The 26021-nt window shown below is 64.0% G+C and carries 23 protein-coding genes and 1 other RNA gene; 9 read left to right on the top strand and 15 right to left on the bottom strand.

What is annotated here, in order from left to right; translation table 11 throughout:
- Positions 1-29 precede the first annotated feature (29 nt).
- From flgJ to QZ613_RS16275, 4 genes are all read left to right on the top strand, one after another.
- Positions 30-971 carry a flagellar assembly peptidoglycan hydrolase FlgJ gene (gene flgJ / locus QZ613_RS16260; RefSeq protein WP_291983209.1) on the top strand — a complete coding sequence of 314 codons (942 nt, stop codon included), beginning with the start codon at positions 30-32 and terminating at the stop codon, positions 969-971.
- Positions 972-1053: 82 nt separating this feature from the next.
- On the top strand, positions 1054-3102 hold the full coding sequence (flgK, locus tag QZ613_RS16265) for a flagellar hook-associated protein FlgK (RefSeq protein WP_043565058.1): 2049 nt from the start codon (positions 1054-1056) through the stop codon (positions 3100-3102).
- 10 nt (positions 3103-3112) lie between these two features.
- Positions 3113-4450, top strand: a complete 1338-nt coding sequence (gene flgL, locus QZ613_RS16270) for a flagellar hook-associated protein FlgL (protein WP_043565059.1) — start codon at positions 3113-3115, stop codon at positions 4448-4450.
- 3 nt (positions 4451-4453) lie between these two features.
- Complete coding sequence (locus QZ613_RS16275) at positions 4454-5002, top strand: hypothetical protein (protein WP_291866966.1); 549 nt, start codon at positions 4454-4456, stop codon at positions 5000-5002.
- Here QZ613_RS16275 and fliR read toward each other — a convergent pair.
- The 13 genes from fliR to fliF all read right to left on the bottom strand — a co-directional run bounded on the left by fliR (position 4999) and on the right by fliF (position 16070).
- Positions 4999-5784, bottom strand: a complete 786-nt coding sequence (fliR, locus tag QZ613_RS16280) for a flagellar biosynthetic protein FliR (RefSeq protein ID WP_043565060.1) — start codon at positions 5782-5784, stop codon at positions 4999-5001. The genes QZ613_RS16275 and fliR overlap by 4 nt on opposite strands.
- Positions 5785-5791: 7 nt before the next feature.
- Positions 5792-6061 (bottom strand): flagellar biosynthesis protein FliQ, encoded by a 270-nt coding sequence (gene fliQ / locus QZ613_RS16285; RefSeq protein ID WP_043565061.1) that lies wholly within the window; start codon positions 6059-6061, stop codon positions 5792-5794.
- On the bottom strand, positions 6058-6819 hold the full coding sequence (gene fliP / locus QZ613_RS16290; protein WP_043565062.1) for a flagellar type III secretion system pore protein FliP: 762 nt from the start codon (positions 6817-6819) through the stop codon (positions 6058-6060). Before fliP ends, fliQ begins: the two co-directional genes overlap by 4 nt.
- A complete protein-coding gene (gene fliO / locus QZ613_RS16295; RefSeq protein WP_291900918.1) occupies positions 6806-7258 on the bottom strand; it encodes a flagellar biosynthetic protein FliO in 453 nt (150 codons plus the stop codon). Before fliO ends, fliP begins: the two co-directional genes overlap by 14 nt.
- Before the next feature lie 104 nt (positions 7259-7362).
- Complete coding sequence (gene fliN / locus QZ613_RS16300) at positions 7363-7839, bottom strand: flagellar motor switch protein FliN (RefSeq protein ID WP_291983212.1); 477 nt, start codon at positions 7837-7839, stop codon at positions 7363-7365.
- Entirely contained in the window at positions 7832-8836 is a 1005-nt protein-coding gene (gene fliM / locus QZ613_RS16305; protein WP_043565064.1) for a flagellar motor switch protein FliM, read from the bottom strand. The genes fliN and fliM overlap by 8 nt, the downstream gene beginning before the upstream one ends.
- 6 nt (positions 8837-8842) lie before the next feature.
- Positions 8843-9397, bottom strand: a complete 555-nt coding sequence (gene fliL, locus QZ613_RS16310; protein WP_291983214.1) for a flagellar basal body-associated protein FliL — start codon at positions 9395-9397, stop codon at positions 8843-8845.
- An 88-nt stretch (positions 9398-9485) separates the two neighbouring features.
- Positions 9486-10556, bottom strand: a complete 1071-nt coding sequence (locus tag QZ613_RS16315) for a flagellar hook-length control protein FliK (protein ID WP_291866948.1) — start codon at positions 10554-10556, stop codon at positions 9486-9488.
- Positions 10557-10624: 68 nt separating this feature from the next.
- The gene (gene fliJ, locus QZ613_RS16320; RefSeq protein WP_291983216.1) at positions 10625-11074 is read right to left on the bottom strand and encodes a flagellar export protein FliJ; all 450 of its coding nucleotides are present in this window, start codon (positions 11072-11074) and stop codon (positions 10625-10627) included.
- Positions 11075-11146: 72 nt separating this feature from the next.
- Complete coding sequence (gene fliI / locus QZ613_RS16325) at positions 11147-12565, bottom strand: flagellar protein export ATPase FliI (protein ID WP_043565067.1); 1419 nt, start codon at positions 12563-12565, stop codon at positions 11147-11149.
- Complete coding sequence (locus tag QZ613_RS16330; protein ID WP_043565069.1) at positions 12562-13332, bottom strand: flagellar assembly protein FliH; 771 nt, start codon at positions 13330-13332, stop codon at positions 12562-12564. The genes fliI and QZ613_RS16330 overlap by 4 nt, the downstream gene beginning before the upstream one ends.
- A gap of 13 nt (positions 13333-13345) precedes the next feature.
- Complete coding sequence (fliG, locus tag QZ613_RS16335; protein WP_043565071.1) at positions 13346-14344, bottom strand: flagellar motor switch protein FliG; 999 nt, start codon at positions 14342-14344, stop codon at positions 13346-13348.
- Positions 14334-16070 (bottom strand): flagellar basal-body MS-ring/collar protein FliF, encoded by a 1737-nt coding sequence (gene fliF, locus QZ613_RS16340; RefSeq protein ID WP_043565073.1) that lies wholly within the window; start codon positions 16068-16070, stop codon positions 14334-14336. Before fliF ends, fliG begins: the two co-directional genes overlap by 11 nt.
- 103 nt (positions 16071-16173) lie before the next feature.
- On the opposite strand from fliF, the gene QZ613_RS16345 reads away from it, so the two are divergent.
- The 5 genes from QZ613_RS16345 (at position 16174) to sulP (ending at position 21429) form a co-directional block, all read left to right on the top strand.
- Positions 16174-17370 carry an ATP-binding protein gene (locus tag QZ613_RS16345; protein ID WP_043565074.1) on the top strand — a complete coding sequence of 399 codons (1197 nt, stop codon included), beginning with the start codon at positions 16174-16176 and terminating at the stop codon, positions 17368-17370.
- Positions 17371-17382: 12 nt separating this feature from the next.
- Positions 17383-18756 carry a sigma-54 dependent transcriptional regulator gene (locus tag QZ613_RS16350; RefSeq protein ID WP_043565076.1) on the top strand — a complete coding sequence of 458 codons (1374 nt, stop codon included), beginning with the start codon at positions 17383-17385 and terminating at the stop codon, positions 18754-18756.
- 73 nt (positions 18757-18829) lie between these two features.
- On the top strand, positions 18830-19150 hold the full coding sequence (gene fliE / locus QZ613_RS16355) for a flagellar hook-basal body complex protein FliE (protein WP_043565077.1): 321 nt from the start codon (positions 18830-18832) through the stop codon (positions 19148-19150).
- A gap of 82 nt (positions 19151-19232) precedes the next feature.
- Positions 19233-19538: a transfer-messenger RNA gene (gene ssrA / locus QZ613_RS16360) on the top strand.
- A gap of 205 nt (positions 19539-19743) precedes the next feature.
- Positions 19744-21429, top strand: a complete 1686-nt coding sequence (gene sulP / locus QZ613_RS16365; protein ID WP_291866940.1) for a sulfate permease — start codon at positions 19744-19746, stop codon at positions 21427-21429.
- 38 nt (positions 21430-21467) lie between these two features.
- On the opposite strand, the gene QZ613_RS16370 is transcribed toward sulP, so the two are convergent.
- Positions 21468-22541 carry a 3-deoxy-7-phosphoheptulonate synthase gene (locus QZ613_RS16370; protein WP_043565081.1) on the bottom strand — a complete coding sequence of 358 codons (1074 nt, stop codon included), beginning with the start codon at positions 22539-22541 and terminating at the stop codon, positions 21468-21470.
- Positions 22538-25969: a transcription-repair coupling factor gene (gene mfd / locus QZ613_RS16375; RefSeq protein ID WP_291866936.1), complete on the bottom strand. Its 3432-nt coding sequence runs from the start codon at positions 25967-25969 to the stop codon at positions 22538-22540. The genes QZ613_RS16370 and mfd overlap by 4 nt, the downstream gene beginning before the upstream one ends.
- Positions 25970-26021: the final 52 nt, after the last annotated feature.

The raw sequence follows: 26021 nt of genomic DNA on the forward strand, positions 1-26021 counted from the left end.
AGACGCCCACCAACCGCCATTTTTCGCCCATGAAATCAATCGACCTTGCCAACACCCGCCTGGTTGTCGATCCGGCCGCCGCCGCCGATCTGCGCGCCAAGCTCAATCAGGACCCGCAAGGAGGCCTGAAGCAGGTGGCGCAGCAGTTCGAGGGCATGCTCCTGCAGTTGCTGCTGAAAAGCATGCGCGATGCGACGGCCAGCAGTGGCCTGCTCGATAGCCAGCAAAGCCGTTTCTTTACCGCCATTGGCGATCAGCAGATGGCGTTGAACCTGGCCAGCCAGATGCCCATGGGGCTCGCCGGTTTGATCGAGCAGCAATCGGGGCAGTCGGCCAAGGCCGACGCCGGCAGTGGAGCCCTCGACGCCTTGCAGCAGTCGCTGGCTTCCCTGTCGCCGGCAAGTGAGGCAAGCTATCTGCTTGGCGCTCGCCAGCGCGCTGGCCTGCTTCCCGGGGTCAAGGCGGGCAGCAGCGCGGCGACGCTGGCCGCCGGATCGCCATCGGCGCCGCGCGATTTCGTCGAGCGCGTCTGGCCGCACGCTCAGGAAGCAGCGGCGGCCACCGGTGTGCCGGCACGTTTCCTGGTCGCCCACTCGGCGCTGGAAAGTGGCTGGGGAAGGCACGAGATCCGCAATGCCGACGGTTCGCCGAGTTTCAATGTCTTCGGCATCAAGGCCGGGCGCAACTGGTCGGGAGCGACCGTCGAGGTCGATACGACGGAGTTCGTCAATGGCGTGGCGCAGTCCGAGCGCGCGACGTTCCGCGCCTATGCTTCGTACGCCGAGGCGTTTCGCGACTACGCCAGGCTGCTCGCCAGCAAGCCACGTTACGCGGGCGTGGTCGGACAGCAGGATGGCGTGCAGTTCGCCCGTTCATTGCAGCAGGCTGGCTACGCGACCGACCCGATGTACGCTGACAAGCTGGCGCGGATCATTGGCGGCAGCACTCTGCGCCAGGCGCTGGCCGGCTAGGGGCTCGACAGGGTGCGCGGGCGCCGGCTAAACATTCGCGCTGCGCTGCCGTTAACGGAATAATCCAACAGGAGTTCGCCTCATGGGCTCAGGAATCATCAGTACCGCGGTTACCGGCCTGAACGTGGCGCAGTACGGTCTGCTGACCACCGAACACAATATCGCCAACGCCAACACGCCGGGCTTCTCGCGGCAGCGGACCATTCAGGGGAGCAATCCCGCCTTGCTGACCGGCGCCGGCTTTATTGGCCAGGGTGCGCACGTGGCCACCGTCGAGCGCATGTACAGCCGTTTCCTGAGCGATCAGGTCGATCGTTCGCAGAGCAGCGCCGGCGAACTCGCGACCTACCACGCGCAAATCAGCCAGATCGACAACCTGCTCGCCGATCCGGGCACCGGACTGTCGCCGGTGCTGCAGGCCTTCTTTGGCAGCGTCCAGCAGCTCGCCGGCAATCCTTCGGACCTGCCCAGCCGCCAGGCAATGGTCTCGGCGGCGCAGTCCCTGAGCGCCCGCTATCAGTCGCTGAGCGATCAACTGGCGCAGATGTACGACGGTATCAACAGCGAGATCACCGCTGCCGTCGCCAGTGTCAATTCCTACGGCGAACAGATCGCCTTGCTGAACGGTCGCATCTCGGTCGCCGAAGCGTCGACCGGCCAACCGCCGAACGACTTGCTCGATACGCGCGACCGGATGGTGCTCGAACTGAATCAGCTGATCCGTACGCGAACGACGACCAATGCCGATGGCAGCTACAACGTTTTCGTCGGCAGCGGCCAGCAACTCGTTGTCGGCACGCAGCTGATCGGCATGACGACGACCTCGGCGGCTGACGATCCCTCACGACTGGTGGTCGGCCTGCGTACGGCGACCGGGATCCAGGAGATGCCCGAGTCGCTGGTCAGCGGTGGCAGTCTCAGCGGCCTGCTGGCTTTCCGTCGCGAGTCTCTCGACCGGGCGAGCAACGATCTGGGCAGCAACGCAGCTTCGTTGGCGCTGACCTTCAATGCGCAACATGCTCTCGGGCAGGACTTTTTTGGTCAGTCGCTGCTCGCCTCGACGCCGCCGACCAGTTTTACGCCGCAGTTCTTTTCGCTGGCGCAGCCGGCGGTGGTCAGCAACACCAGGAATCCGTCGGGCAGCCCCCTGGTCAGTGCCAGCTTTGACCCCACAACGCCGTTCAACGGCAATTTCTACACCGACCTGGGGAACAGCGACTACCGCCTGCGAGCCGACGCCGGCGGCGCTCTTACGCTGACTCGCCTTGCGGACAGCAGGCAGTGGTCCGGCGCCGACCTGGCAGCGGTGAATGCCGAGCTGAGCAGCGATCCGCAGGGTTTCGTCCTCGCCTCAACGGGCACGTTGCCGGCGGGTTCAAGCTACCTGATTCAGCCGACACGCGGCGCCGCCCGCGGCATCACGGTGAATCCGGCGCTGGTCGCCGATGCGCGCCTGATCGCCGCGGCGGGACCACTGCGCGCGTCGGCCGGGACGGCCAATACGGGCACTGCCACGGTCACCTCGGGTGAGGCCGGACCCGGTTATCAGGGCGCCTTTGCCGCACTGCCGATCAGCCTGCAATACAATGCCGGCGAACTGCTGGGTTTCCCGGTCAATACGCGCGTCTCGATCGATGGCGCTACAGCGGTGACCATCACCGCGCTCAACCCGGGCATCGCTTACACCAGCGGCGCGACCGTCACCGTGGTCGGTTCGGTCGCCGCCAGTCCGCCGGCGGGGTTCAGTTTCGTGATGACCGGTCTGCCGAACAACGGCGATCGGTTTTCGATTGAGGTCAACACCGGGGCCACGGCCGATGGGCGCAACGCGCTGACGCTGGCTCAGTTGCAGACGCAGCGGACGATGTCCGGGCAGACGGCGTCCTATCAGGACGCCTACGCGCGCCTGGTCAGCGAAACCGGTAACCGGACACGCCAGTTGCAGGTCAGCTCGGACGCGCAACAGAACCTGTTGGCGCAGGCACAGGCGAGTCGCGACTCGCTCTCGGCGGTCAATCTCGACGAGGAAGCGGCGAATCTCATTCGTTATCAGCAGGCCTACCAGGCTTCGGCGAGGGCCTTTCAGATTGGCGCCGCCTTGTTCGATACGATTCTCGAACTGGGACGTTAGGGAGACGCAGATGCGGATCAGTACCAATCAGCTTTATGATGCAGGCGTGCGCGGCATGGAGCGCAATCAGACCCAGATGCTCAAGCTGCAGGAGCAGATCTCCAGCGGCCGACGAATCCTCACCCCGGCAGACGACCCGATCGGTGCGGCGCGTGCGCTGACCGTGACGCAGACCCGGGAGGTCGCCGCGCAACACGCGCGCAACCAGGGTGCCGCCGCCGATCGCCTGGGACTGGTCGACAGTCGGCTGGCTGCGGTCACCGATCTCCTGCAGAGCGTCCGCGATCGTGTCATTCAGGCCGGCAACACGGTGCTCAGCGACAGTGATCGGAGGGCCGTGGCCAGCGAACTCGAGGCGCGCTTCGAGGAGCTGCTGGGAATAGCCAACAGCCAGAACGCCGAGGGCGATTATCTCTTTGCCGGCCACCAGGGGGCGACGACGCCATTCGTGCTCAGCGCGGCGACATCGTCGGCGGCACCGGCTTCGGTCAGCTACTTCGGTGACAACGGCGAACGTCTGATGCAGGTCGGCCCGACGCAGCAGATGGCGAGCAGCGTCGCCGGCAGCGATCTGTTCATGAATATCCGCGAAGGCAACGGCAGCTTCGTGACCGCCGCGGGCGGAGGTGGCGGCGGCACGCTGGCCAACCAGGGTGCCGGGGTGATCGACGGTGGTTCGGTGCTCGACCCGCAGAAGTGGCAACGCGCCTTGAATTCGGATTTCTGGCAGGGAAGCAGCAATCAGGTGCTGGAAATCAGGTTCTCGGCCGTTGCCGGGGTCAGCCACTACCAGTTGTTCGACGTGTCGACGGCGGTTTCGCCGGACCCTGCCCTACCGGCCAGGCCGGTCAGCGATCTGTTGCCATTCACCGCTGGACAGGCCATTCCGCTGTCGGCCAGTGTCGCGCCGGTGACCGACTTCGGTGCGCAGGTGGTGATCAACGGCCTGCCGGCCGACGGCGACAGCTTCAGCGTTACCCCGAGCGCCAACAAGAGCGTCTTCGCGACGATGCAGGAGCTGATCGGCCTGCTGCGCTCACCGCTGGGTTCGAGTGAAGCGCGCACCGAATTCACCGGCAAGCTGGCCGGACATCTGATCAATCTCGACCAGGCGCAGGCCAATGTGGGTCGTCTCCAGGCGTCGGTGGGCGCCCGCCTGCAGGCGCTGGATGGCCTCAGCAGCAGCTCGACCGCGGTCGATATTCTGTATGAGCAAAGCTTGTCGGACCTTCAGGATCTGGACTACGCCAAGGCGCTCTCCGACTTTACCCGCCAGCAGATGAGCCTCGAGGCCGCGCAAAGGTCTTTCGTGACCATCAGCGGACTGAGTCTGTTCAGCTATCTCTGAGCGATGATTACGCGCCGTCTGATCCCTGTCGCGCTTGTTCTGGTGGCCCTGTTGACCGCTTGCGGCACGGTCGACCGGCAGCCGCCGGCGCGCGCCGAGAACAGCCCGCCGGACAGCCGCTTCGCGCAGTCGCCCGATCCGACGGTCAGCGTCGAGCCGGGCAAGGCGGTGGCCCTGGTCGGCGCCGTCGGCTATGCCGCGTCCGAGTACACCGGGCCGGTGGCGAATCTGGGGATGGCGGCTGCCGCCGCGATCATTGCCTATGTGGTCTACGATCCGCTGGCTCCGAACTGGACCATCGAGGAGCGGATGGTGGGCAGCGATACCTACCTGCTATCGATGCGCGCCAAGAGTTTCCGCACCGGCGGCGACGGCGAGTCGGGGTTGATTCTCAAACGGCGAGCGTTGCAGTTGCAGCGTAAACGCGGTTTCCTGGACTACCGTATCCTGGATTACTCCGAGGGGGTCGAATCGAGCACGCCTTTTACGCATCGCTACGCGGAAGGCACTTTCCAGCTGGTCCATAGCCCCCCTGTCGACAAGCAGCCCTAGCCGCCGGCGGGCGAGAAATTGCCGAGCATCGACTGCAGGCCATATTCGAAAAGCTGCTGCAGGGGTTGGCTCAAATACGACAAACCGAACATCAATCCGGCGAAACCGAGGGTGATGGTCAGCGGGAAGCCGATCACGATCAGGTTGAGTTGCGGCGCGGCGCGGCTGAGGATGGCCAGGGCCAGGTTGGTGATCAGCAGGGCGACAAGAATGGGCAGCGCGAGGAGGAGTCCCGAGGAGAAGATCATGGCCCCGGAACGCGCCAGCTGCCACCAGCTGCCGGCATCGGGCAGTGCCGCGCCGACGGGAATGGCGGTGAAGCTGTGCGTCAAAGTGGCGATGACCATCAGGTGACCGTTGATGGCCATGAAAACCAGCAGTGCCAGCAGCCCGAGGAACTCCGAAACGACCCCCGTCTGACCGGCGGTCAGCGGGTCGTAGGAACTGGCGAAGCCGAGACCCATCTGCAGGCTGATCATGCTGCCAGCCAGGTCGACCGCGCCGAGCACGAGGCGCACGGCGAAACCCATGGCAAAACCGATGAGCATTTGTTGCGCGAGGATCAGCAGACCCGCAGCCGACGCCGGATCGATCGCCGGCATCGGTGGCAGCGCGGGCGAGATGGCGAGGGTGACCGCCAGGCCGAGGATCAGCCGGATGCGTACGTTCAAGGCCGGGTTGTTGAACGGCGGTGCGCTGACCAGGACGGCGAGGATGCGCGCCAGCGGAAAGAAAAAGGCAACGATCCAGGCATTGATCTCGGCCGACGTCAGGCTGATCATTGCCGCTTCAGCCGACCAGTAGAGGAATGCTCTCGAACAGTCGGCGCACGTAGTCGACCATCAGTCCCAGCATCCACGGGCCGGCCAGGAGAAGGATCAGGAATACGCCGACGAGCTTGGGAATGAACGACAGCGTCTGCTCGTTGATCTGCGTCGCCGCCTGAAAGATACTGACGATCAGGCCGATCAGCAGCGCCGCCAGGAGAAGGGGCGCCGCCAGCAGCAAGGTCATCTCGACCGCCTGGCGCCCGATGTCCATGACCAGTTCGGGCGTCATGTGGCGAAACTGGCGACCAGCGAGCCAAGGATCAGATGCCAGCCATCGACGAGCACGAAGAGCATCAGCTTGAAGGGCAGGGCGATCATTACCGGTGACATCATCATCATGCCCATCGACATCAGCACGCTGGCGACGACCATGTCGACGATGAGGAAGGGGATGAAGATGATGAAGCCGATCTGGAACGCTGTTTTCAGTTCGCTGGTGACGAAGGCCGGGACCAGCAAACGCATCGGAATGTCGTCGGAAGACTGGAAGCGGGGCGCGTTTGCCATGCGCGCGAAGAGCGCGATGTCCGATTCGCGCGTCTGCTTGAGCATGAACTTGCGCAGCGGCACGGCGCCGCGTTCGATCGCCTGCTGGTAGGTGATTCTGTTTTCCGACAGCGGCTGATAGGCTTCGCTGTAGACGCTGTCGAGCACTGGCGACATGATGAAGAAGGTCAGGAAAAGTGCCAGTCCAAGGAGCACCTGATTGGGCGGCGAGGTCTGCGTGCCGAGGGCGTGCCTGAGCAGCGACAGGACGATGATGATCCGGGTGAAGCTGGTCATCATCAGCAGAGCCGCCGGAATGAAGGTCAGCGCGGTGAGCGTCAGCAGCGTCTGGATCGACAGCGTGTAGGTCTGGCTGCCACCGGCACCCGGCGTGCTGGTCAGCGCCGGCAGGCCTCCGGCTTGAGCCCAGGCCGCCAGTGGCGTGAGTAAAGCCAGCAGGGCGAGCAGGGTGCCGCAGCGGCTGAGTCTAGCGGCCTTCATGCTTGCGCTCGGCGACCTGCTTCAGCCATTGCGAAAATGGCTTATCGCCGTCGCCGGCCGCTGGCAGCTCGCCCTTCGGTAGCGTGTGCAAGGTGCGGATCTGGCCAGGCACCAGGCCGACAACGAGCCAGGTATCGCCAATCTCGACGAGAACGATGCGCTCCCGGGTGCCGATCATCAGCCCGCCAACGACGCGCAGCGGCCCGTTGCTGCCGAAACCACGACCGCCGTTGAGTCGACGCAGGAAGTACGCGGCGAGAAAGAGAACGGCGATGACCGCCGCCAGCCCGAAAACCGTTTGCAGCATCGTCGCCAGCGAAAGACCGGGTGGGTCCGGGAGCGCCGTCTGGGCGAGTGCGCCGCTCGAAGACAGCGCGCAGAGAAGCCAGCACGCATTGTGCGTCGGGTGTTCGGCGAGGGGCTTGAGGTGTCGAAGCAAGAGGGTCGGCCAGCTTTGGATGCTGGGCGCTATCTTAAAGCAAGCGTGGCGAAGCGCAAACGCCCGTCCGAGAGGGCTATGGCTTGAGGAGGGCGCAAGGACGCTCAGCGTCCGATCTGGCGAGCCCGTTCGGAGGGCGTGACGATATCCGTCAGCCGAATCCCGAATTTGTCGTTGACCACGACCACCTCGCCCTGCGCGATAAGCGTGCCGTTGACATAAACGCTCATCGGTTCGCCGGCCATGGCGTCGAGTTCGACGACTGAGCCATGCGCCAGCTGCAGGAGGTTCTTGATCGTGATCTTGGTGCGCCCGAGTTCGACGGCGATCTGCACCGGGATGTCCAGAATCATGTCCAGCTCGTTCATCAGCGAGGCCTTGTTCCCGGGTTCGTCGAAACTCGGGAAGATGTTGGCAGCCTTCTCGCTGGCGCTGGCGCTGGCGCTGGCGTTGGGCGTTGGGTCAGCCTGCGCCTGCTCGGCCATTGCCGCTGCCCAGTCGTCGTCAGCCGTGCTGTCGTCGGCAGCGCCGGCGTCCGCGTCATCTGGCAGGTCGAATTCGTCCTTTGCGTCCTTATCCATTACTTCCTCCGGCAGGGGCTTCCTGGTGATCGCTGGCCATGAAGCGTTCGACCTTGAGCGCGTATTGGCCATCCTGTTGCCCGTAGCGGCATTCCATCACCGGGACGTCGTCGACCAGGGCGATGATCTTGTCGGGAATGTCGATAGGAATGACGTCGCCGACTTTCATCTCCAGAATCTGGCGCAGAGCGACGCTCGTCGTGGCCAGCTTGGCCGTGATTTCCACCTCGGCATTCTTCAATTGCTTGCGCAACATGATGATCCAGCGTCGGTCGGTCGACAGTTGATCGCTTTGCAGGGTGCTGTACAGCAGATCGCGAATCGGTTCAATCATCGAGTAGGGAAAACAGATATGCATGTCTGCACTCGAACCGCCGAATTCCAGCGAAAAGCTCGTCGAGATGACGATCTCGGACGGGGTGGCAATATTGGCGAACTGTGAATTCATCTCCGAGCGGATGTATTCGAAAGTCATGTCGTAAACCGGTTTCCAGGAGCGCGAATACTCGGTAAATACGACCGTCAACAGGCCCTTGATGATCCGTTGTTCGGTGGCTGTGAAATCCCTTCCCTCGACCCGCGTATGGAAACGGCCATCGCCGCCGAACATGTTGTCGACGACCAGGAAGACCAGGCTGGGGTCGAAGACGAACAGTGCCGTGCCGCGCAGCGACTTGGCGGCAACCAGGTTGAGGTTGGTCGGCACCACGAGATTGCGCGTGAACTCGCTGTATTTCTGCACCCGTATCGAGCCCACCGATATTTCGGCGCTGCGATGCATGTAATTGAAGAGGCCGATGCGCAGGTAACGGGCGAAGCGTTCATTGACCAGTTCGAGCGTCGGCATGCGCCCGCGAACGATTCGTTCCTGCGTCCCGAGATTGTAGGGGCGTGGACCAGCGCCAAGATCTTCCGCTTCTTCCGGTTCGTCGGCTTCGCCGCTGACGCCCTTGAGCAGGGCGTCGACTTCATCCTGCGAGAGGAAATCGGCGCTCATCGCGGCTCACTGGATGATGAATGACGTGAATAGCACTTCCTTGACCGGCCAGTCATTGTTTTTCCCCCTGCCGGCGGGGTCGAGGACGCTGTTTATCCGCTCCTTGATTTCGTTGGCAAGGCTTTTCTTGCCGTCGGTGGTAATCAAGTCCGAGGCCTTCTTGCTGGATAGCAGCAGTGTCAGGTCGTTACGCAGTTTGGGCATGTACTGCTTGAGTTGTTCGTCGACCTGCTGATCCTCAACCTCGACCGAAAGAATCAATTGCAGATACTGGTCGCCGTTCTCGGGTACGAGATTGACCGTGAATGCGTCGAGGGCGACATAGACCGGCGGCGCGTTGTGGTCTGCCTTCTTCCTCTTGGCCGGCTTGGCCCGTTCACGGGGGGCGTCGGCGTACTCCTCGTCATATTCGCTGGCTGGCTTCAAGAGAAAGTAGGCGCCTGCGCCGCCGATCCCGATCACCAGGACCAGCACGGCGATGATGACGATGAGCAGCTTTTTCCTGCTTTTCACTGGCGCGGCGACTGCGCCGTCCGCTTCGGCTTTTGCATCCTTGGCCATTCAGCAACTCTCTCCCTGGTTGGTTCGCCCGGTGGTGGTTTTCAGCTCCCGTGTCGACGTGCTTCACGCAGGTCTGGCGCCAGCCTCGCTAGGCGAAAATGTCGACCAGTGCGCTGCCACGGTGCGTGACGATGCTTTGACCCACCAGGTCGCCGCGCGAATCGTTGCCAAGTATAGCGGTATCAGCCATCGGGCGGGGCGACCCCGCGGGCTGGCGTTGGCCGTCGCTCTGTTGGCGGAAGGATTCGCCGCCAACACTGACCTGCCCGAGGTCGATTCCGGCACTGGCGAACATTTCGCGCAGGCGCGGCAGGGCCGTCTCAATGGCCCCGCGAACCTCGGCGTTGGCCGAGACAAAGTGTGCGTTGGCGCTGTCCTTGTCGATCTTCAGGGTGATTTCCACCGTTCCCAATTGCGGCGGATTGAGCGTCAGTTGCGCAAGCTGCTTGTCGTTACCTGCGAACCACAACAGTTTCTGACCGAAATCGGTGGCCCACGAGGGGTCGCGGAGCGCTGTCTGCAGGCCCATGGACGTGTCCTGGACGATGCCTGCGCTGCCGTTATGCGCCTGGCTCGCGGGCCCGAGAGTGGCCAGGTTGCTGGCCGGCGACAGCGCTTGCTCCGCCCGCTTCGCCTCGCCTTGCGCAAGAGCCTGCGCGAGCAAGTCGCCGACGGCAAATTTTGCCGCTTTGCCGTCGCTGCTCAAGGTGGTAGACGCTGACGCCCCGCGCTCGTCGCTGCCGGGGTAGGGCCATTGCGCGGCATCACTTGCCGAGCTTGTCGCCGCCGAGGCGAGCAGCGCTGCGCTGCGAGTCTGCAAGGAGACGCTCAGCGGGGCGATCTCGCCACTGTCCGAGCCGCGCGCAGGATGGCTGGCCGGAGGCAGCGCGTTTGGCTGATTCAGGCCGAGCATGGCGAGGAACTGCAGGCCTGCCGAAGCGGGATCGGCTGCCGCGAGTGACGCCATGTCGCCAGCCGCGGCAGCGTTTCCGCTCTCCAGGGGGCGCGGCACGGCACTGACGGGCAGAGCCAGCAGAATGCTTGCAAAGTCGAGTCCGCCGCCAGCGTCATCAACAGCGGTCGGGCCGCTGGCGCCACCTTCGGCGGACGCTTCCAGGGCGGTTGCCTGGACGAAGCTTGAAACGATTGCAATGCTCATGAACGATCCCTTTCGGCGAGTGCTGCCGATATTCAAGCAAGTATCGTTCCATGTTCCAGCAGCCGCGCTTAATGGTCGTCCTGTCGGTCGTACTTCCGGCGCGCGGCAAACTCGTCCTGTTCCTTCTGCTCCTGGCGCCCTTCCAGCTTTGCTTCGCTGGCGCGATGGCGTTCAAAGAGGGCGTCAAAGGCTTGCAGTCGGGTCCGCTGCTGCTGCCATGCCGCCTGCCCCGCGGCCGTGTGCGCTTGTTGCCGGCGGACCGCCTGCAACTGCTCGCTGATGGCTTGGTCGAGCCGGCACAGGAATTCCTGATAGTTGCGCCATTCGGGCTGCCGCAGTCCCTCCTGCACGGCTCTGCGAAAGCGCTCGCTGTAGTCATCGCGATACTGTTCGAGCAGGTCGAGCTTGCCCTGCGCATCGCGTTCCGTGGCAATCAGGCGCGCCAGACGTTGCGTCGCTTCGTCGCTGCGATTCTGCATCAGGTCGAGAACGGCTTGCAGGGAGAATGGTTTCGGCACGTTGGACTCGGGGAACGCGGCTGGCTAATTCAGCGAAGGGTCGGAGTCGGAAGTATGGCTGACTACCCTCAATCAGGGGTTGACGGCGAACAAGGACTGCAGATTTGCGATGCTGGTGTCGAAGTCGGCGCGCTCGGCGAGATTCTGTTGCAGCAGTACTTCGAATGCTGGATAGATGGCGATGGCCTGGTCGAGTTGCAGGTCGGAGCCGGCAGCGTAGGCGCCGACGCTGATCAGGTCGCGGGAGCGCTGGTAGCGTGAAAAGAGGCTCTTGAAACGGCGGATGTGATCGAGGTGCGCGGGGCTGACCAGGTTGACCATCGCGCGTGAGATCGACTGTTCGATATCGATTGCCGGGTAGTGGCCGGCGTCGGCCAGCGTCCTCGAGAGCACGATGTGACCGTCAAGAATCGCGCGCGCCGAATCGGCGATCGGATCCTGCTGGTCGTCGCCTTCGGCGAGCACGGTGTAGAAACCGGTGATCGAACCGCTGCCGTCGGCACCGTTGCCGGCACGCTCGACGAGCTGTGGCAGGCGAGCGAAAACCGACGGTGGGTAACCGCGGGTGACCGGCGGCTCGCCGATGGCCAGCGCAATCTCGCGTTGGGCCATGGCGTAGCGCGTCAGTGAGTCCATGATCAGCAGGACATGCTGGCCCCGGTCACGGAAGTACTCGGCGATGCTGGTTGCGTAGGCAGCGCCTTGCAGGCGCATCAGCGGGCTGACGTCGGCCGGTGCGGCGACGACTACCGACCGGCGCAGGCCTTCCTCACCCAGAATCTGCTCGATGAACTCCTTGACTTCCCGACCACGCTCGCCGATCAGTCCAACGACAATGACGTCAGCTTCGGTATAGCGAGCCATCATGCCAAGCAGGACGCTCTTGCCGACCCCCGAGCCGGCGAACAGGCCCATGCGCTGGCCACGGCCGACGCAGAGCAGGGCGTTGATGGCGCGTACCCCGACATCGAGCGGGCGCTCGATCGGCGCTCTGGACATCGGGTTGACCGGTCGGCTTTGCAGCGGCCGCAGCGAGCTGGCCTCCAGCGGGCCCAACTTGTCGAGTGGGCGGCCGGCGCCATCGAGGACACGACCGAGGAGTGATTCGCCGACCGGGACCAGCTTTGCACGGTCAATCGAGCGCCGCCGTGCCGGCGGTGGCTGACCGATGCGCGGTGGCTGCTGCGGCGCTTCGAGAGCGACGACCCGGGCTCCCGGGGGCAGGCCATAGACGTCTTCCGAGGGCATCAGGAAGAGCCGCTCACCGTTGAAACCGACGACCTCGGCTTCGATTGGCGAGCCGCCCAGCGGCATGATGCGGCAAGAGCTGCCGAGCGGCAGGCGCAACCCCGATGCCTCCATTACCAGGCCGTTGATGCGTGTCAGGTGGCCACTGGGAAGCAGCGAATTGACCTGATGGGCCGCTTGTCCGCAGCCATCGAGAAAGCGCCGCCAGTCAGCGAGGTGCCGATTGTCCGCGTGCTCGCTCATCTTGGCTTGGCCTTTGCCTCGGGCTCCTTGCCATCGAGCCAGTCCTGGCTGATGCCGATGCCTTCGACGACACGCCGCCAGCGCGTTTCCAGCGTCGCGTCGACTTCGCTGGCCCCGAGTTCGACGCGGCAGCCACCAGGCGTCAGCGCGCCATCCTCGACGATTCGCCAGTTGATGTGCGGCAGTTGATCGCCCAGATGCTCGCGTACCAGCGCAGCGTCGTCGGGGTGAACGAACAGCAGGGGCTGTCCGTGAAGCGGGTGCAGGGTGCCCACGGCCTCCCTGACCACTGCCAGCAGCAACTCCGGCTGTACGCGCAGACTTTGCCGCAAGACCTGGTTGGCGACCTCCATTGCCAGGGTCAGCAATTGATCGGCGACACCCTGATCAATACCGCTCATGGCCTGCTGCAGGTTGTCCATCAGGGTTGCCAGGGCGTCCGCCGAGGATTTTGCCGCAGCGATGCCCTCCTGATAGCCGGCGGCATAGCCTTCCTCGTGCGCTTCCTGATGCATGCGCTCGATGTCTTCGGCGGTCGGCAGGACCAGCGGCGGCTCTGCCGGCACTTCGTCGCCGCGGCTATCCGCGACTTCGGCAGCCGCTTCTTCGGCCGGCGTGGCGTCGGCAGGCGGTTGCTCGGCAGGTGGTTGCTCAGCAGGCGGGCGGTCGGGAGGCGGGGCTGCGCCGGCCTCTTGCTGCTCGTCGAAAGCGGCAACCTCCCAGCGCTGGTAGGCGGTCAGTTTCTCCTTGGGGATCCAGTTGCTCATGCGCCTGGCTTACTCAGAGCATTTCCTCGCCGCCGGCGCCGCCAAGCACGATCTGCCCTTCGTCTGCCAGGCGGCGGACAATTTTGAGAATCTCCTTTTGCTCGCTTTCGACTTCGGAAAGCCGCACCGGCCCGCGCGAGTCGAGGTCTTCGCGAAGCATTTCGGCGGCGCGTTGCGACATGTTCTTGAAGATCTTTTCGCGCAGCGATTCGGTGGCTCCCTTCATTGCCAGGATCAGCGATTCCGACTGGATTTCGCGCAGCAGGAGCTGGATCGCCCGATCGTCCAGATCCATGAGGTTCTCGAAGACGAACATCTCGTCGAGGATCTTCTGTGCCAGATCGGGGTCGTACTCGCGGATCGAGTCAACCACCGAAGACTCGTTGGCGGTACCCATGAAGTTGAGGATTTCGGCAACCGCGCGCACGCCGCCCATCGCCGACTGTTTGACGCTCGCGGAACCGGAAAGAAGGCGCAGCATGACGTCGTTCAACTCCTTCAGGGCTTCGGGCTGGATACCTTCGAGTGTCGCGATGCGCAAGACCACGTCGTTGCGCAGGCGCTCGGGGAACTGGTTGAGAATGTCGCTCGCATGGTCATGGGCGAGGTGGACGAGAATCGTGGCGATGATCTGCGGATGCTCGTTCTTGATCAGGTCGGCGACGGTTGGCGCATCCATCCACTTCAGGCCTTCGATACCGTTGGTATCGCCCGGCTGGAGGATACGGGAAATCAGGTTGGACGCCTTGTCGTCACCGAGGGCCTTGGTGAGGACCGAGCGAACGTAGGCATCCGTATCGTAGTTGACTGCGGCAGACTCCTCGGCAGTGGTCTGGAACTCGGCGAGCACTTCGCCGACGCGCGCGCGCGGTACCGATTTCAGTGCGGCCATGGCGTGCCCCAGCTTCTGCACTTCCTTGGGCCCCAGGTGCTTGAGCACCTCGACCGCATAGTCTTCGCCAAGCGCGATCAGCAGAATGGCGCTTTTCTCGATGCCGTCGTCAGCTGGCATTGGTGCCGGTCCATGCCCTGATGATGTTGGCCACCGCCCGTGGATCTTGCTGCGCCAGCTCACGCGCCTTGGCAAGTTGCTGCTCGAGCAGCTTGGCGGCTGTCGGCGCCTGCTCCTCGCCCTCGCCTTCGCCTTCGTCGCCAGCAAGGAGGTCGATGGTGCCGCCGACGCTGCCTTCGCTGGCCGCTCCCGGTTGCAGGATGGTCTTCAATAGAGGCCGAACGACGCCGAGCAGGAGATAGGCGAGGATGCCGGCAAGCGCTCCGTACTTGAGCAGGTCCTTGACCAGCGAAAGCATTTCCTGGTCTCGCCACAGCGGCAGGCCGTCCTCTTTCTCGAGGGTGGTGAATGGCGCATTGGCCACTGAAATGGTGTCGCCACGATCCTTGTTGAAGCCCATCGCTTCCTTGACGAGGTCGCTGATCTGTTTGATCTCGGCGTCGGACAGCGGCTTGCTGACACTCTTGCCGTCCTTGTCGATTTCCTGCCGCTGATTGACCACCACCGCGCCGGAGAGGCGCCTGATTGTTCCGACGGCGTTCTTGGTGTGGCGGATGGTCTTGTCCACCTCGTAGTTGATCGTCGCGTTCTTGCTCGTGCTCAGTGGCTGTCCGACGCCTGCGATGACCGCCTGCACCCCGGCGGCGTTGATCTGTCCGGGGACCGGAGGCTGGCCCGGGGCGGCGGGGCCGGCGCCTGCCACGGCGGGTTGGGTCAACGGGGCCGTCGGCGGTACCGGCGGCTGATTGCTGAGGGCACCGGGAACTCCTTGCGCGCTCGGGTTGGTGCTCGCGGTTTCAGCGGTCTGCTGGCTGCGAATACTGATATCGGGCGGGGTGGTGTTGGGGCGATGCGTTTCGGCAGTCTGCTCGCTTTGCGAGAAGTCGATGTCGGCGGCTATCTGGACGCGTGCATTGTCGGGGCCGACAATCGGTGCCAGGATGTCCTCGACGCGCTTGATGATGCTCGCCTCGACCTGATGAATGTAGCTCGCCTGCGTTGGGTCGAGACCGGCTTCCAGGAGAGCGTTCTTCTTTCTCGACAGCAAGGCGCCGCTCTGGTCGAGCAGGGTGACGCTGGCCGGCGTCAATTGCGGGACGCTGGCGGCGACCAGATTCTGGATGCCGGCGACCTGGGTCGGATCGAGCGTGCGTCCCGGATAGAGATTGAGCATGACCGACGCCGATGGCCTTTGCTCCTCGCGCATGAAGACGCTTGGCTTCGGGATCGCCAGGTGTACGCGTGCCGCCTGCACGGCGGCGATCGACTGGATGGTCCGCGCTAGCTCTCCTTCCAGGCCACGTTGATAATTGACCTGTTCGGCAAACTGGCTGACGCCGAACTTCTGCGCTTCCATCAACTCGAAGCCGACGGCGCCACCGCGTGGCAGTCCCTGCGACGCTAGGCGCAGGCGGACATCGTGCACCCTGCTCTCGGGGACCAGGATCGCACTGCCCGAGTTGCTGAACTGGTAGGGGATGTTCATCTGCTCGAGCGCAGCGATGATTGCGCCGCCGTCGCGCTCGGAGATATTGGAGAAAAGTACCTTGAACTCGCTTTGCCTGAGCCAGGTGCCGGCGACGACGAGCAGCGCAAAAATCGCGGCAATCGAGACTATCAGCACCACTTTCTGCTTGTCGCTCAAGCGCGCCAGCGCCTCGCGAGCGCGATCCAGCGGTTTGCCCGCGCCTGCTATCTCGGTGGTTTCGGTTCCGGCTGCAGCCATGCGCCCGATACGGTGAAAGCCTGCGTTGGCGCAGGCGAAAAGCGAAAAATGATGACAATTACTCTGCTATTGTAGCTGTTAAATGCACGGGACTTTCCATCGGATGAAGCAAGTCGTACAAACGCCGGGCCCTGAACTCAAGGCGCAGGAACTGCAACGGGCATTCGACGCCTTCAACCAGGTTTCGCTGGCGCTGACCCAGTCGTACCAGGGATTGCAGGGCCGTGTCGAATCCCTGGCCGCTGAACTGGCGCTTGCCAATGGCGAGCTGCGTCGGCAATACGAAGAGAAGGAAGCGCTTTCCGAACGCCTGTCGCTGTTGCTCAAGGCCTTGCCGGCTGGCGTCGTGGTGCTCGACAGCGCGGCTCGGGTCAGCGAAGCCAATCCGGCGGCCACCGAAATGTTTGCCCAGGCGATGATCGGCGAAGCCTGGCCGACGCTGGCTCAGGCCAGTCTGGTTGCCGCCGAGGCGCCCGACGAGTGGCAGCTTGGCGCGCGCCGTCTGGCGATCGTCGAGAGCCCCCTTGATTCTGCCGGCGGGCGAATTCTGCTCATCCACGACGTCACCGCAGCGCACGCTCTCAAGGCGGAACTGGAACGTAACCAGCGCCTCGTGGCCATGGGCGAGATGGCCGCTTCGCTGGCCCATCAGTTGCGTACGCCGCTGGCGACGGCCTTGCTCTACAGCGCCAACCTGGCGCAGCCGGGGCTTGCCGACTCTGCGCGGCTTCGTTTCGCGGACAAGACGACTGCCCAGCTGAAGCGCCTCGAGCGCCTGATCCAGGAAGTGCTGCTCTTTGCCCGTGGCGAAAGCATCGGTCGCGATTCGACGCCGGCCAGCCAGCTGCTCGCCGAAGCTGCGCAGACCGTTGAGCCCCTGTTCCTGGAGGGGGGGATTGCTTTCCGGGTGCTAGGCGACGCTGCCGGCATCATTGTCACCGGCAGCCGCAAGGCGCTGGTCGGCGCCCTGGTGAATCTGCTCGAGAACGCTCTGCAGGCCTGTACGACCGTCGGGGAAGGTGGCAGACGTCCAGTCGTCACCATTGGCGCCGATCTGGTCGACGCCCAGCTACGCATTGCCGTGCGCGATACGGGTGCCGGCATTGCCCCCGAAATCCAGGCGCGCGTATTCGAGCCTTTCTTTACCACCAGCGGGCAGGGAACCGGACTTGGTCTGGCCATTGCGCTGGGCGTCGTACGCGCGCACGGTGGGGCGATGACAGTGCACTCGGTGCCGGGCGAAGGCTCGGAATTCGTGATCATGCTGCCGGTCGCTCTGGCGGCCGAGCGGGCGGTCTGAGGGCCACAGCCCATGCGGCCCGGTCTGCCGATACTGGTGGTCGAAGACGACGCCGCCCTGCGCGAGGCGGTGTGCGATACCCTCGAACTGGCTGGCCAGGCGGTCGTCTCCGCCGGCGGCGGGAACGAGGCCCTGCAGCTCCTCGCCGAACGCACCGTCGCGCTGGTGGTCAGCGATGTGCGAATGCTGCCCATCGATGGCATCACCTTGCTCAAGGAGATCCGCATTCGCCATCCCTACCTGCCGGTGGTGCTGATGACCGCTTTCGCCGACGTCGACCGCGCCGTCGAAGCCATGCGCGCGGGTGCCTGCGACTTTCTGCTCAAGCCGTTCGAGCCGAAGGCTCTGCTCGAACACGTGCAGCGCTATCGTCTGCCGGAAGTCCACGATGACGCGCGGGCGATCGCCATCGATCCGCTGAGTGTCAACCTTTTTGCACTTGCCCGGCGGGTCGCACAGAGTGACAGCACGGTCCTGCTGACCGGCGAAAGCGGCGTTGGCAAGGAGGTCGTGGCGCGCTTCATTCACCAGCACTCGGCGCGCAGCAAGGGCCCGTTCGTGGCCATCAATTGCGCGGCCATTCCGGACAGTCTGCTCGAGGCCACCCTGTTTGGTTACGAAAAGGGCGCCTTCAGCGGCGCGCAGCGCGCACAGGCCGGCAAATTCGAGCAGGCGCAGAACGGCAGTCTGCTGCTCGACGAGATCACCGAAATGCCGCTCGGACTGCAAGCCAAGCTGTTGCGGGTCTTGCAGGAGCGCGAAGTGGAGCGCGTCGGCGGCAAGCAGCCGGTGGTCCTCGATATCCGCGTCATCGCCACTTCCAATCGCGACATGGCCGACGCCGTGGCCAGGGGTCACTTTCGTGAGGACCTGTTCTACCGCCTGAACGTCTTTCCCCTGCTCATTCCGGCGCTGCGGCAACGAGGCGAGGATATTGCTCCGCTGGCGCGTCATTTTCTTGCCGATCACGGCGCTCGCGCCGGTCGCCCCGCTCTCCGCCTGTCTGCCGCTGCGGATGCGGCGCTGCGTCAGCATCCCTGGCCGGGCAATGTCCGTGAGCTGGAGAACGTCATGCAGCGGGCGGTCATTCTGGCCCCCGGCGACATCGTCGAACTCGAGGCCCTGCATCTGGCGGCAGCGGCACCGCTGGCGCCGAGCGCCGCGCGGCGACCAGAACCGGCTGCGCCGGCAATGACCACCGTCGCGTCCCCGGCGCAGCCCCGGAAAGCCAACAAGATGAGCGAAGTGGAGCGAGAGCATATACTGGCGACACTGGCGTCGGTCGGCGGCTCCCGAACCCTTGCCGGGCAGCGCCTGGGGATGTCGGAGCGGACCTTGCGCCACAAGTTGCGACAGTATCGTCTCGACGGTTTTCTGAAGGCTTGAAGGTCTGCTCAGCCTGGCCGTTGAGCTGGCGGGATTTTTGCTTTAATAGGTTAGGCAGTGAACGGAGAAGAGAATGGACAGCAAGGGTATCGAGCAAGTGTTGAGCGTCTTGAAGGCGACGTCAGCAACCGCTGGCGGTCGTGTTGCCGAGGCGCAGAGCCTGGCAACGGGGGCCGACTTCGCGCAGGTGTTGCAGAATTCGATCGCCCAGGTCAGTCAGACGCAGCAGCAGGCGGAGGCCATGGCGGCAAATTTTGCCGCCGGCAACAGCACCGAGAACCTGCACGAAGTCATGATCGCGCTGCAAACGGCCAGCCTTTCCTTCCAGGAGATGATTCAGGTGCGCAACAAGCTCGTCTCTGCGTATCAGGACGTCATGAACATGCAGGTCTAGCGGGTTGGATCGAACGCCGGCACGCTGGCTTCTTTGCAGTGTACAGTTCTGCGCTCGGCTGCAGCTTGGCGCTCGTCTGCCACCGGTCATGGGACCTTGTATTCCAGCTGCGCTGCACCCATAATGCTTTCCATGGTCGTAATTCCGGCAAACCGGAAGCGTTCTGGACGCGGGTTCGATTCCCGCCACCTCCACCACTGCGGGGGTGCACCGGTTTCGACAGGGTGACAGATGGCGAGCAGGCGGCCCGAGAGGCGACGGACGTAATCCGCGCAAAACCACAAACGCCAATGATGAGCGTTTCGCAATGGCCGCTTAAGGCCTGCTGAGGACATAGCCGTCCAATAAACAGAATGGCTATCGGTGGGGGCTTCGGCCCCCATCGTCATTTCAAACTGCGGCGTGCTTGCCCCGCCTGATCGCCGGATGGTCGGCGGCCTTCTTCTCGCACGACGTTCCGCGCCGCTCTGCGCGCGACTGACACTTGCCGGATCGCGGACGAATCACGGTATATTGTCGTTACACCTCTTCCTTCGGGAGCCTCATACATGAAAGCTGGCGCTCTATCTGCGTTACTGGGATCTGGATTGCCCTTGCTCGCGACGCTGCGGGACTATCGACTTGCATGGCTCGGCAAGGACTCGATCGCCGGCCTTTCGGCGTGCATCGTCTCGATTCCGTCGGTGATCGCCTATGCCGAGCTGGTACACCTGCCGGCGATCACCGGCTTGTACGCGGCGCTGGCAGCGGCCATCGGCTACGCCCTGTTTTCAAGTTCGCGGCACGTTATCGCCGGGCCAGATGCGGCGATCGGTCTGCTCGCTGGTTCGGCAATCCTGCCGTTGTCGGGCGGGGATCCGGCGCGCATCGTCGTTCTCGCGGCGGTGCTCAGTCTCCTGTCGGGTGTCGTGCTGCTCCTCGCCGCGCGACTGAAGCTCGGCGTCATTGCCGATCTGCTGTCCCGGCCGGTGCTGATCGGTTACCTGAACGGTGCTTCGCTGGTTCTGATTGCCACGCAGCTCGGGAAGATGTTCGGCATCAAGACCGAGGGCGAAGAATTCTTCCACATTGTTAATACGGTATTCCAGAAGTTGCCCGAGACGCATCTGGCGACTTTCTTTTTCGGCGTGCTGCTGGTTGCTCTGCTGGTTGCGCTGGCGCGCTGGCTGCCACGCGTACCTGGTGCGCTGGCGGTCTGCGCGGTGGCGATCACAGCCACTTTCGCTCTTGACTTGGGCAGCTACGGCATCGCTCTGGTCGGTGAGGTGCCGTCGGGATTTCCGCATCTGACGATTCCCTCGATCCGCTGGGCAGATCTCGCGGCACTCGCGCCGGCTGCCGTGGCGATTGCCTTCCTGGCGTTTTCAGACGGCATTCTTCTGGCGCAGACCTTTGCCGAGAAGAACGGCTACGAGGTGCGTCCGAACCGCGAGTTGGTCGCTCTGGGCTCGGCGAACATACTGGCCGGGCTTTGGCAGGGCTTTCCCGTTTCGGCCAGTCAGTCGCGTACCTCGATCGTCGATTCCGCCGGTGGCAGGACACAGCTCGCGCAGGTGATTCTGGCCCTCGGCCTGCTCTTGTTCCTGTTCTTCCTCACCGGTCTCATCGCCCTGCTGCCGAAAGTCGCCCTCGGTGCGATCCTCATCGTCACCGCCATCGGCATGCTGGAAGTGGCGTCCCTGAAGGGCTTGTACAAGATCGACCGGGTCGAGGCCGGCATTGCCCTGGGCGTCACGGCTGCGATCCTGCTGGCCGGTGTCGTGCCCGGGATCATTCTCGGTCTGCTGCTGTCGCTGGTCGCCGTGCTGGTCGAGGTTTCGCGTCCCGATGACGCGGTGCTGCGCCGCCTGCGCAGCGACGGCAAGTTCCACGACTGTCTTGAGGACGAGGAAGCGGAGAGCGTTCCGGGCCTGCTCGTCTACCGGCTCTATGCGCCGCTGATCTTCGCCAACGCCAGGCACGTCGTGAACCGCCTGCGGACGCTGGTCGACGAGGCGCAGCCGCCGGTCAAATGGCTGGTCATCGACGCCCAGGCGATCCACGACATGGATGTCACGGCAGGGCAGCGCTTTGCGGAGCTGCATCGCGAACTGGTCGCCAGGGGTATTGACGTCAAGATCGCCGACGCGCCGAGGCCGTTCCGGGAGGAACTCGCCAAGGTTGGTCTATCCGAGGAAATCGGCGGCGCGGACTTCTACGTTTCCGTCAAGCAAGCGACCCAGGACTTCGAGCGCCAGGTCGCTGCCGCGAAAGAGGAACCTGGTAGCGCGCCCGTGTAAGGGAGGGCGCCCGCTTGTTGTCGGCGGAGTTGGCGCATTCAGCCGGTGCGCGTCGGCAGCACCTCGTGCAGCAATCGGGCCGCGTCGCGAATCATCTTTTCGGTGCTCTCCCAGTCGACGCAGGCGTCGGTGACCGAGCAGCCGTACTTCAGCTGTGACAGGTCTTCGGGGATCGCCTGGTTGCCGGCGACGAGGTTCGATTCGACCATCATGCCGACCAGCGACTGGTTGCCCAGGCGTACCTGGTTGACCACGTCGGCCATCACCAGCGGCTGCAGCTCGGGCTTCTTGTAGCTGTTGGCGTGCGAGCAGTCGATCACGATATTGCGCGGCAAACCGGCCTTGCCCAGCGCCTGCTCGGCCATCTGCACGCTGACCGTGTCGTAGTTCGGTCGGCCGTCGCCGCCACGCAGTACCAGGTGGCCGTAACGATTGCCCCGTGTGCGAACGATCGACGTGCGCCCCTGGCCGTTGATGCCCAGGAAACTGTGCGGCCGCGAGGCGGAAAGGATGGCGTTGATGGCGATGGCGACGTCGCCGTTGGTGCCGTTCTTGAAACCGACCGGGGTCGATAGCCCCGACGAAATTTCACGGTGCGTCTGCGACTCGGTCGTGCGCGCGCCGATGGCCGTCCAGGCGATCAGATCGCCCAGGTACTGCGGCGAGATCGGGTCGAGAGCCTCGGTTCCGGCCGGCAGGCCGATTTCGGCGAGCTCGAGCAGGAACTCGCGCGCCAGTTGCATGCCCTGATCGACGCGGAAAGAATCGTCCATGTCCGGGTCATTGATGTAGCCTTTCCAGCCGGTGGTGGTGCGCGGCTTTTCGAAGTAGACGCGCATGACCAGGTACAGCGTTTCGCTGACTTCGTCGGCGAGCGTCTTCAGGCGGCGCGCGTAATCGAGACCGGCGATCGGGTCATGGATCGAGCACGGTCCGACGACGACAAACAAGCGGCGGTCCCGGCGGTCGAGAATATTGCGCAGGACCTCGCGGCCGTTCATCACCAGGCTTGCGGCGGCTGGCGAAAGCGGCAGGCGGGCGTGGATTTCTTCGGGGGAAGGCATGGCGTCGAAGGCGCTGACGTTGATGTTTTCGATGGCGAAATGGGTCATGGTTTTGGCAGACAGCTTAGTTGATGAATCAGGTCCTTGACCGCGGCGACGCGGTCGGAAAGCGTTGCGCACTGGCGTTTGAGGAGCAGTTTGTCGGGTCCGGACAGACGGTAGTTGCGGTCTCTCTGAATCAGATTGATGATGCGCAGCGGGTCGATTGGCGGTTCGGCGTCGAATTGCACGATGATCTGTTCGGCCGTGGCGTCGAGCTTGCTCACCCCGAGAGGCTTGCACAGCAGGCGCAGCCGGTGGCTGTCGAGAAGCGCGCGGGCCTGTGGCGGCAGCGCGCCGAAACGATCGACCAGCTCTTCCTGCAGGTCGGCGATGTCGTCGCCGGTGGTGCAGTTGGCCAGACGCTTGTAGAGCGCCAGCCGCTGGTGGACGTCGGGCGCGTAGTCGTTGGGCAGCAGCGCCGGGGTATGCAGGTTGATCTCGGTGGCGATCGCCAGCGGCTGTAGCAGGTCCGGTTCCTTGCCCTGTTTGAGCGCCGCGACAGCGCGGTTGAGCATCTCGGTGAACATGTTGAAGCCGACTTCCTGCATCTCCCCGGACTGGCTGTCGCCGAGGACCTCGCCGGCACCGCGAATTTCGAGGTCGTGCATGGCGAGGTAGAAGCCGGCACCCAGTTCATCCATCATCTGGATCGCTTCCAGGCGCTGCCTGGCCTGCTTGTTGAGTGCCGCGTCGTCGTGGGTCAGCAGATAGGCGTAGGCCTGGTGGTGCGAGCGGCCGACGCGACCGCGCAGCTGATGCAACTGCGCCAGGCCGAACTTGTCGGCACGATTGATGACGATGGTGTTGGCATGCGGGTTGTCGATGCCGGTTTCGATGATCGTCGTGCACAGCAGGACGTTGACGCGTTGTTGCGTGAAGTCGCGCATTACCCGCTCCAGCTCACGCTCTTTCATCTGGCCGTGGCCGACGACGATGCGTGCTTCGGGCAACAGTTTTTCGAGCTTGCTGCGCATGTTCTCGATGGTGTTGACTTCGTTGTGCAGGAAATACACTTGTCCGCCGCGTTTGAATTCGCGCAGCAGCGCTTCGCGGATGATGCCGTCGGAGAAGCGGGTGACGAAGGTCTTGATCGCCAGGCGCTTCTGTGGCGCCGTGGCGATGACCGAGAAGTCGCGCAGGCCTTCGAGCGACATTGACAGCGTGCGCGGGATCGGTGTCGCGGTGAGTGTCAGTACGTCGACTTCGGCGCGCAGCGCTTTCAGCGCTTCTTTCTGGCGGACGCCGAAGCGGTGCTCCTCGTCGATGACCACCAGTCCGAGACGGCTGAACTTGACGTCTTTTTGCAACAGGCGATGCGTCCCGATGACGATGTCGAGCTTGCCGTCGGCCAGTTCGCGCAGCGCCTGCGCTACCTCGGCGTTGGTCTTGAAGCGGGACAACTCGGCAATTCTTACCGGCCAGTCGGCGAAGCGGTCGTTGAAAGTCTGGAAATGCTGTTCGCAGAGCAGGGTCGTCGGGCAAAGGATGGCCGCCTGCCGACCGCCAGCGACTGCGCAGAAGACGGCGCGCAAGGCGACCTCTGTCTTGCCGAAACCGACGTCGCCGCAGACCAGGCGATCCATCGGCCGGCCGGATTTCATGTCTTCGATCACCGCCTCGATCGCCGTCGCCTGATCGGCAGTCTCTTCAAAACCGAAGCCGTCGGCGAAGGCGTCGTGGTCGTGCGCCTTGAACTCGCAAGGGTGCCCCTGGCGTGCGGCGCGCAGAGCGTAGAGTGCGAGCAGCTCGGCAGCCGTATCGCGGGCCTGCAGCGCCGCGCGCCGTTTCGCTTTTTCCCATTGTTGCGAGCCGAGTGTGTGCAGCGGCGCGGCGTCGGGATCGGCACCCGAGTAACGCGAGATGACGTGCAGTTGTGACACCGGGACGTAGAGTTTGGCGTCGCCGGCGTAGTGCAGTTCGAGAAATTCCATCTCGCCTTCACCGAGGTCGAGGTGAATCAGACCCCGGTAGCGGGCGATGCCATGCTGCTCATGGACAACCGGCGAACCGACCTTCAGCTCGGTGAGGTCGCGCAACCAGTTGTCGACCGTTGCCTTGCGCTGCGCCGCGTGCCGGGAGCGGCGCGAGGGACTGTCGGCGTAAAGCTCGGCTTCGGTGATGATCGCCAGTTGCGCGAGCTGGAAACCGTCGTGCAGCGGCGCGACCGCCAGAGCGAGCTTGCTGTCGGCGGCCAGGAACGTGGCAAAGTCGCCACCCGCGGTCGGCGCCAGCCCGTAGTCGGCGAACAGTTCGCTCAGCGTTTCGCGGCGTCCGGCGGTTTCGGCGAGCAGCAGGACGCGGCCCGGGAAGTCGTCGATGAAGCCCTTCAGGACGTGCAGCGGGTCCTGGGCGCGGCGGTCAACGGCCAGCGGCGGCAGGTTTTGTGCGGGGCCGTCGTTGCCGGCGGCGAGGTTCACGCGGGCGTACGATTTCGCGGCGACGAAAAACGGCTCCTCGGCGAGGAACAGTTCAGCCGGCTGCAGCAGGGGGTGGCTGCGGTCGCCGGAGAGCATGTCGTAGCGCGATTGTGCCTCGCGCCAGAAGGCACGGATCGCCGCCGCTACGTCGTTGTGGAGGACGAGAACGGTCTCTTTGGGCAGGTAGTCGAAAAGGCTTGCCGTCTCTTCAAAGAACAGCGGCAGCCAGTATTCGATGCCGGCCGCCGCGACGCCGTTCGAGACATCCTTGTAAATCCGCGACTTGCCGGGGTCGCCTTCGAAAATCTCCCGGAAACGTTGGCGGAAGCGCGCGCGGCCCTTCTCGTCGAGAGGGAACTCGCGTGCGGGTAGCAGGCGAACTTCCGGGACCGGGTAGAGGGTGCGCTGACTATCGACGTCGAAGGTCTTGATGCTTTCGATCTCGTCGTCGAAGAGATCCAGCCGGTAAGGCAGTTGCGAGCCCATCGGGAAGAGGTCGACGATGCCGCCGCGGATCGAGTATTCACCCGGCGCCACGACCTGGGTGACGTGCGCGTAGCCGGCCAGGGTCAGCTGCGCTCGGAACGGAACGGCGTCGAGTGGCTCGCCCTGCTTCAGAAAAAAGGTATAGGCGGCCAGATACGCCGGCGGCGCCAGGCGATAAGCCGCCGTTGCCGCAGGAACCAGCAGCACGTCGCAATCGCCACGCATGACCGCGTAGAGTGTCGCCAGACGCTCGGAAACCAGGTCGTGATGCGGCGAAAAACTGTCGTAAGGCAGCGTTTCCCAGTCCGGCAACAGGCGGATGCACAGATCTGGAGCAAACCAGGCAATTTCCGCGAGCAGGCGCTGCGCGTCGGTGGCATCGGCCGTGAGCACGGCGAGCATGCGCTGCCCGGCGCTCGCGGCGGTTGCCGCCTGGGCGATCAGCAGCGCGTCGGCTGAGCCTGCAAAGGAGGGAAGCTGAAGCCTTTCGCCGACTTTGGGCAGCGGCGCGCGGGGAAGCGGTAAGAACAATGAATACGACTCGCGACTCGATGGCTGAAGTGAAGTGAAGTGAGCTGCGCGA

The sequence above is a fragment of the Candidatus Accumulibacter sp. ACC005 genome (genome assembly GCF_907163215.1).
GTDB classification, from domain to species: domain Bacteria; phylum Pseudomonadota; class Gammaproteobacteria; order Burkholderiales; family Rhodocyclaceae; genus Accumulibacter; species Accumulibacter regalis.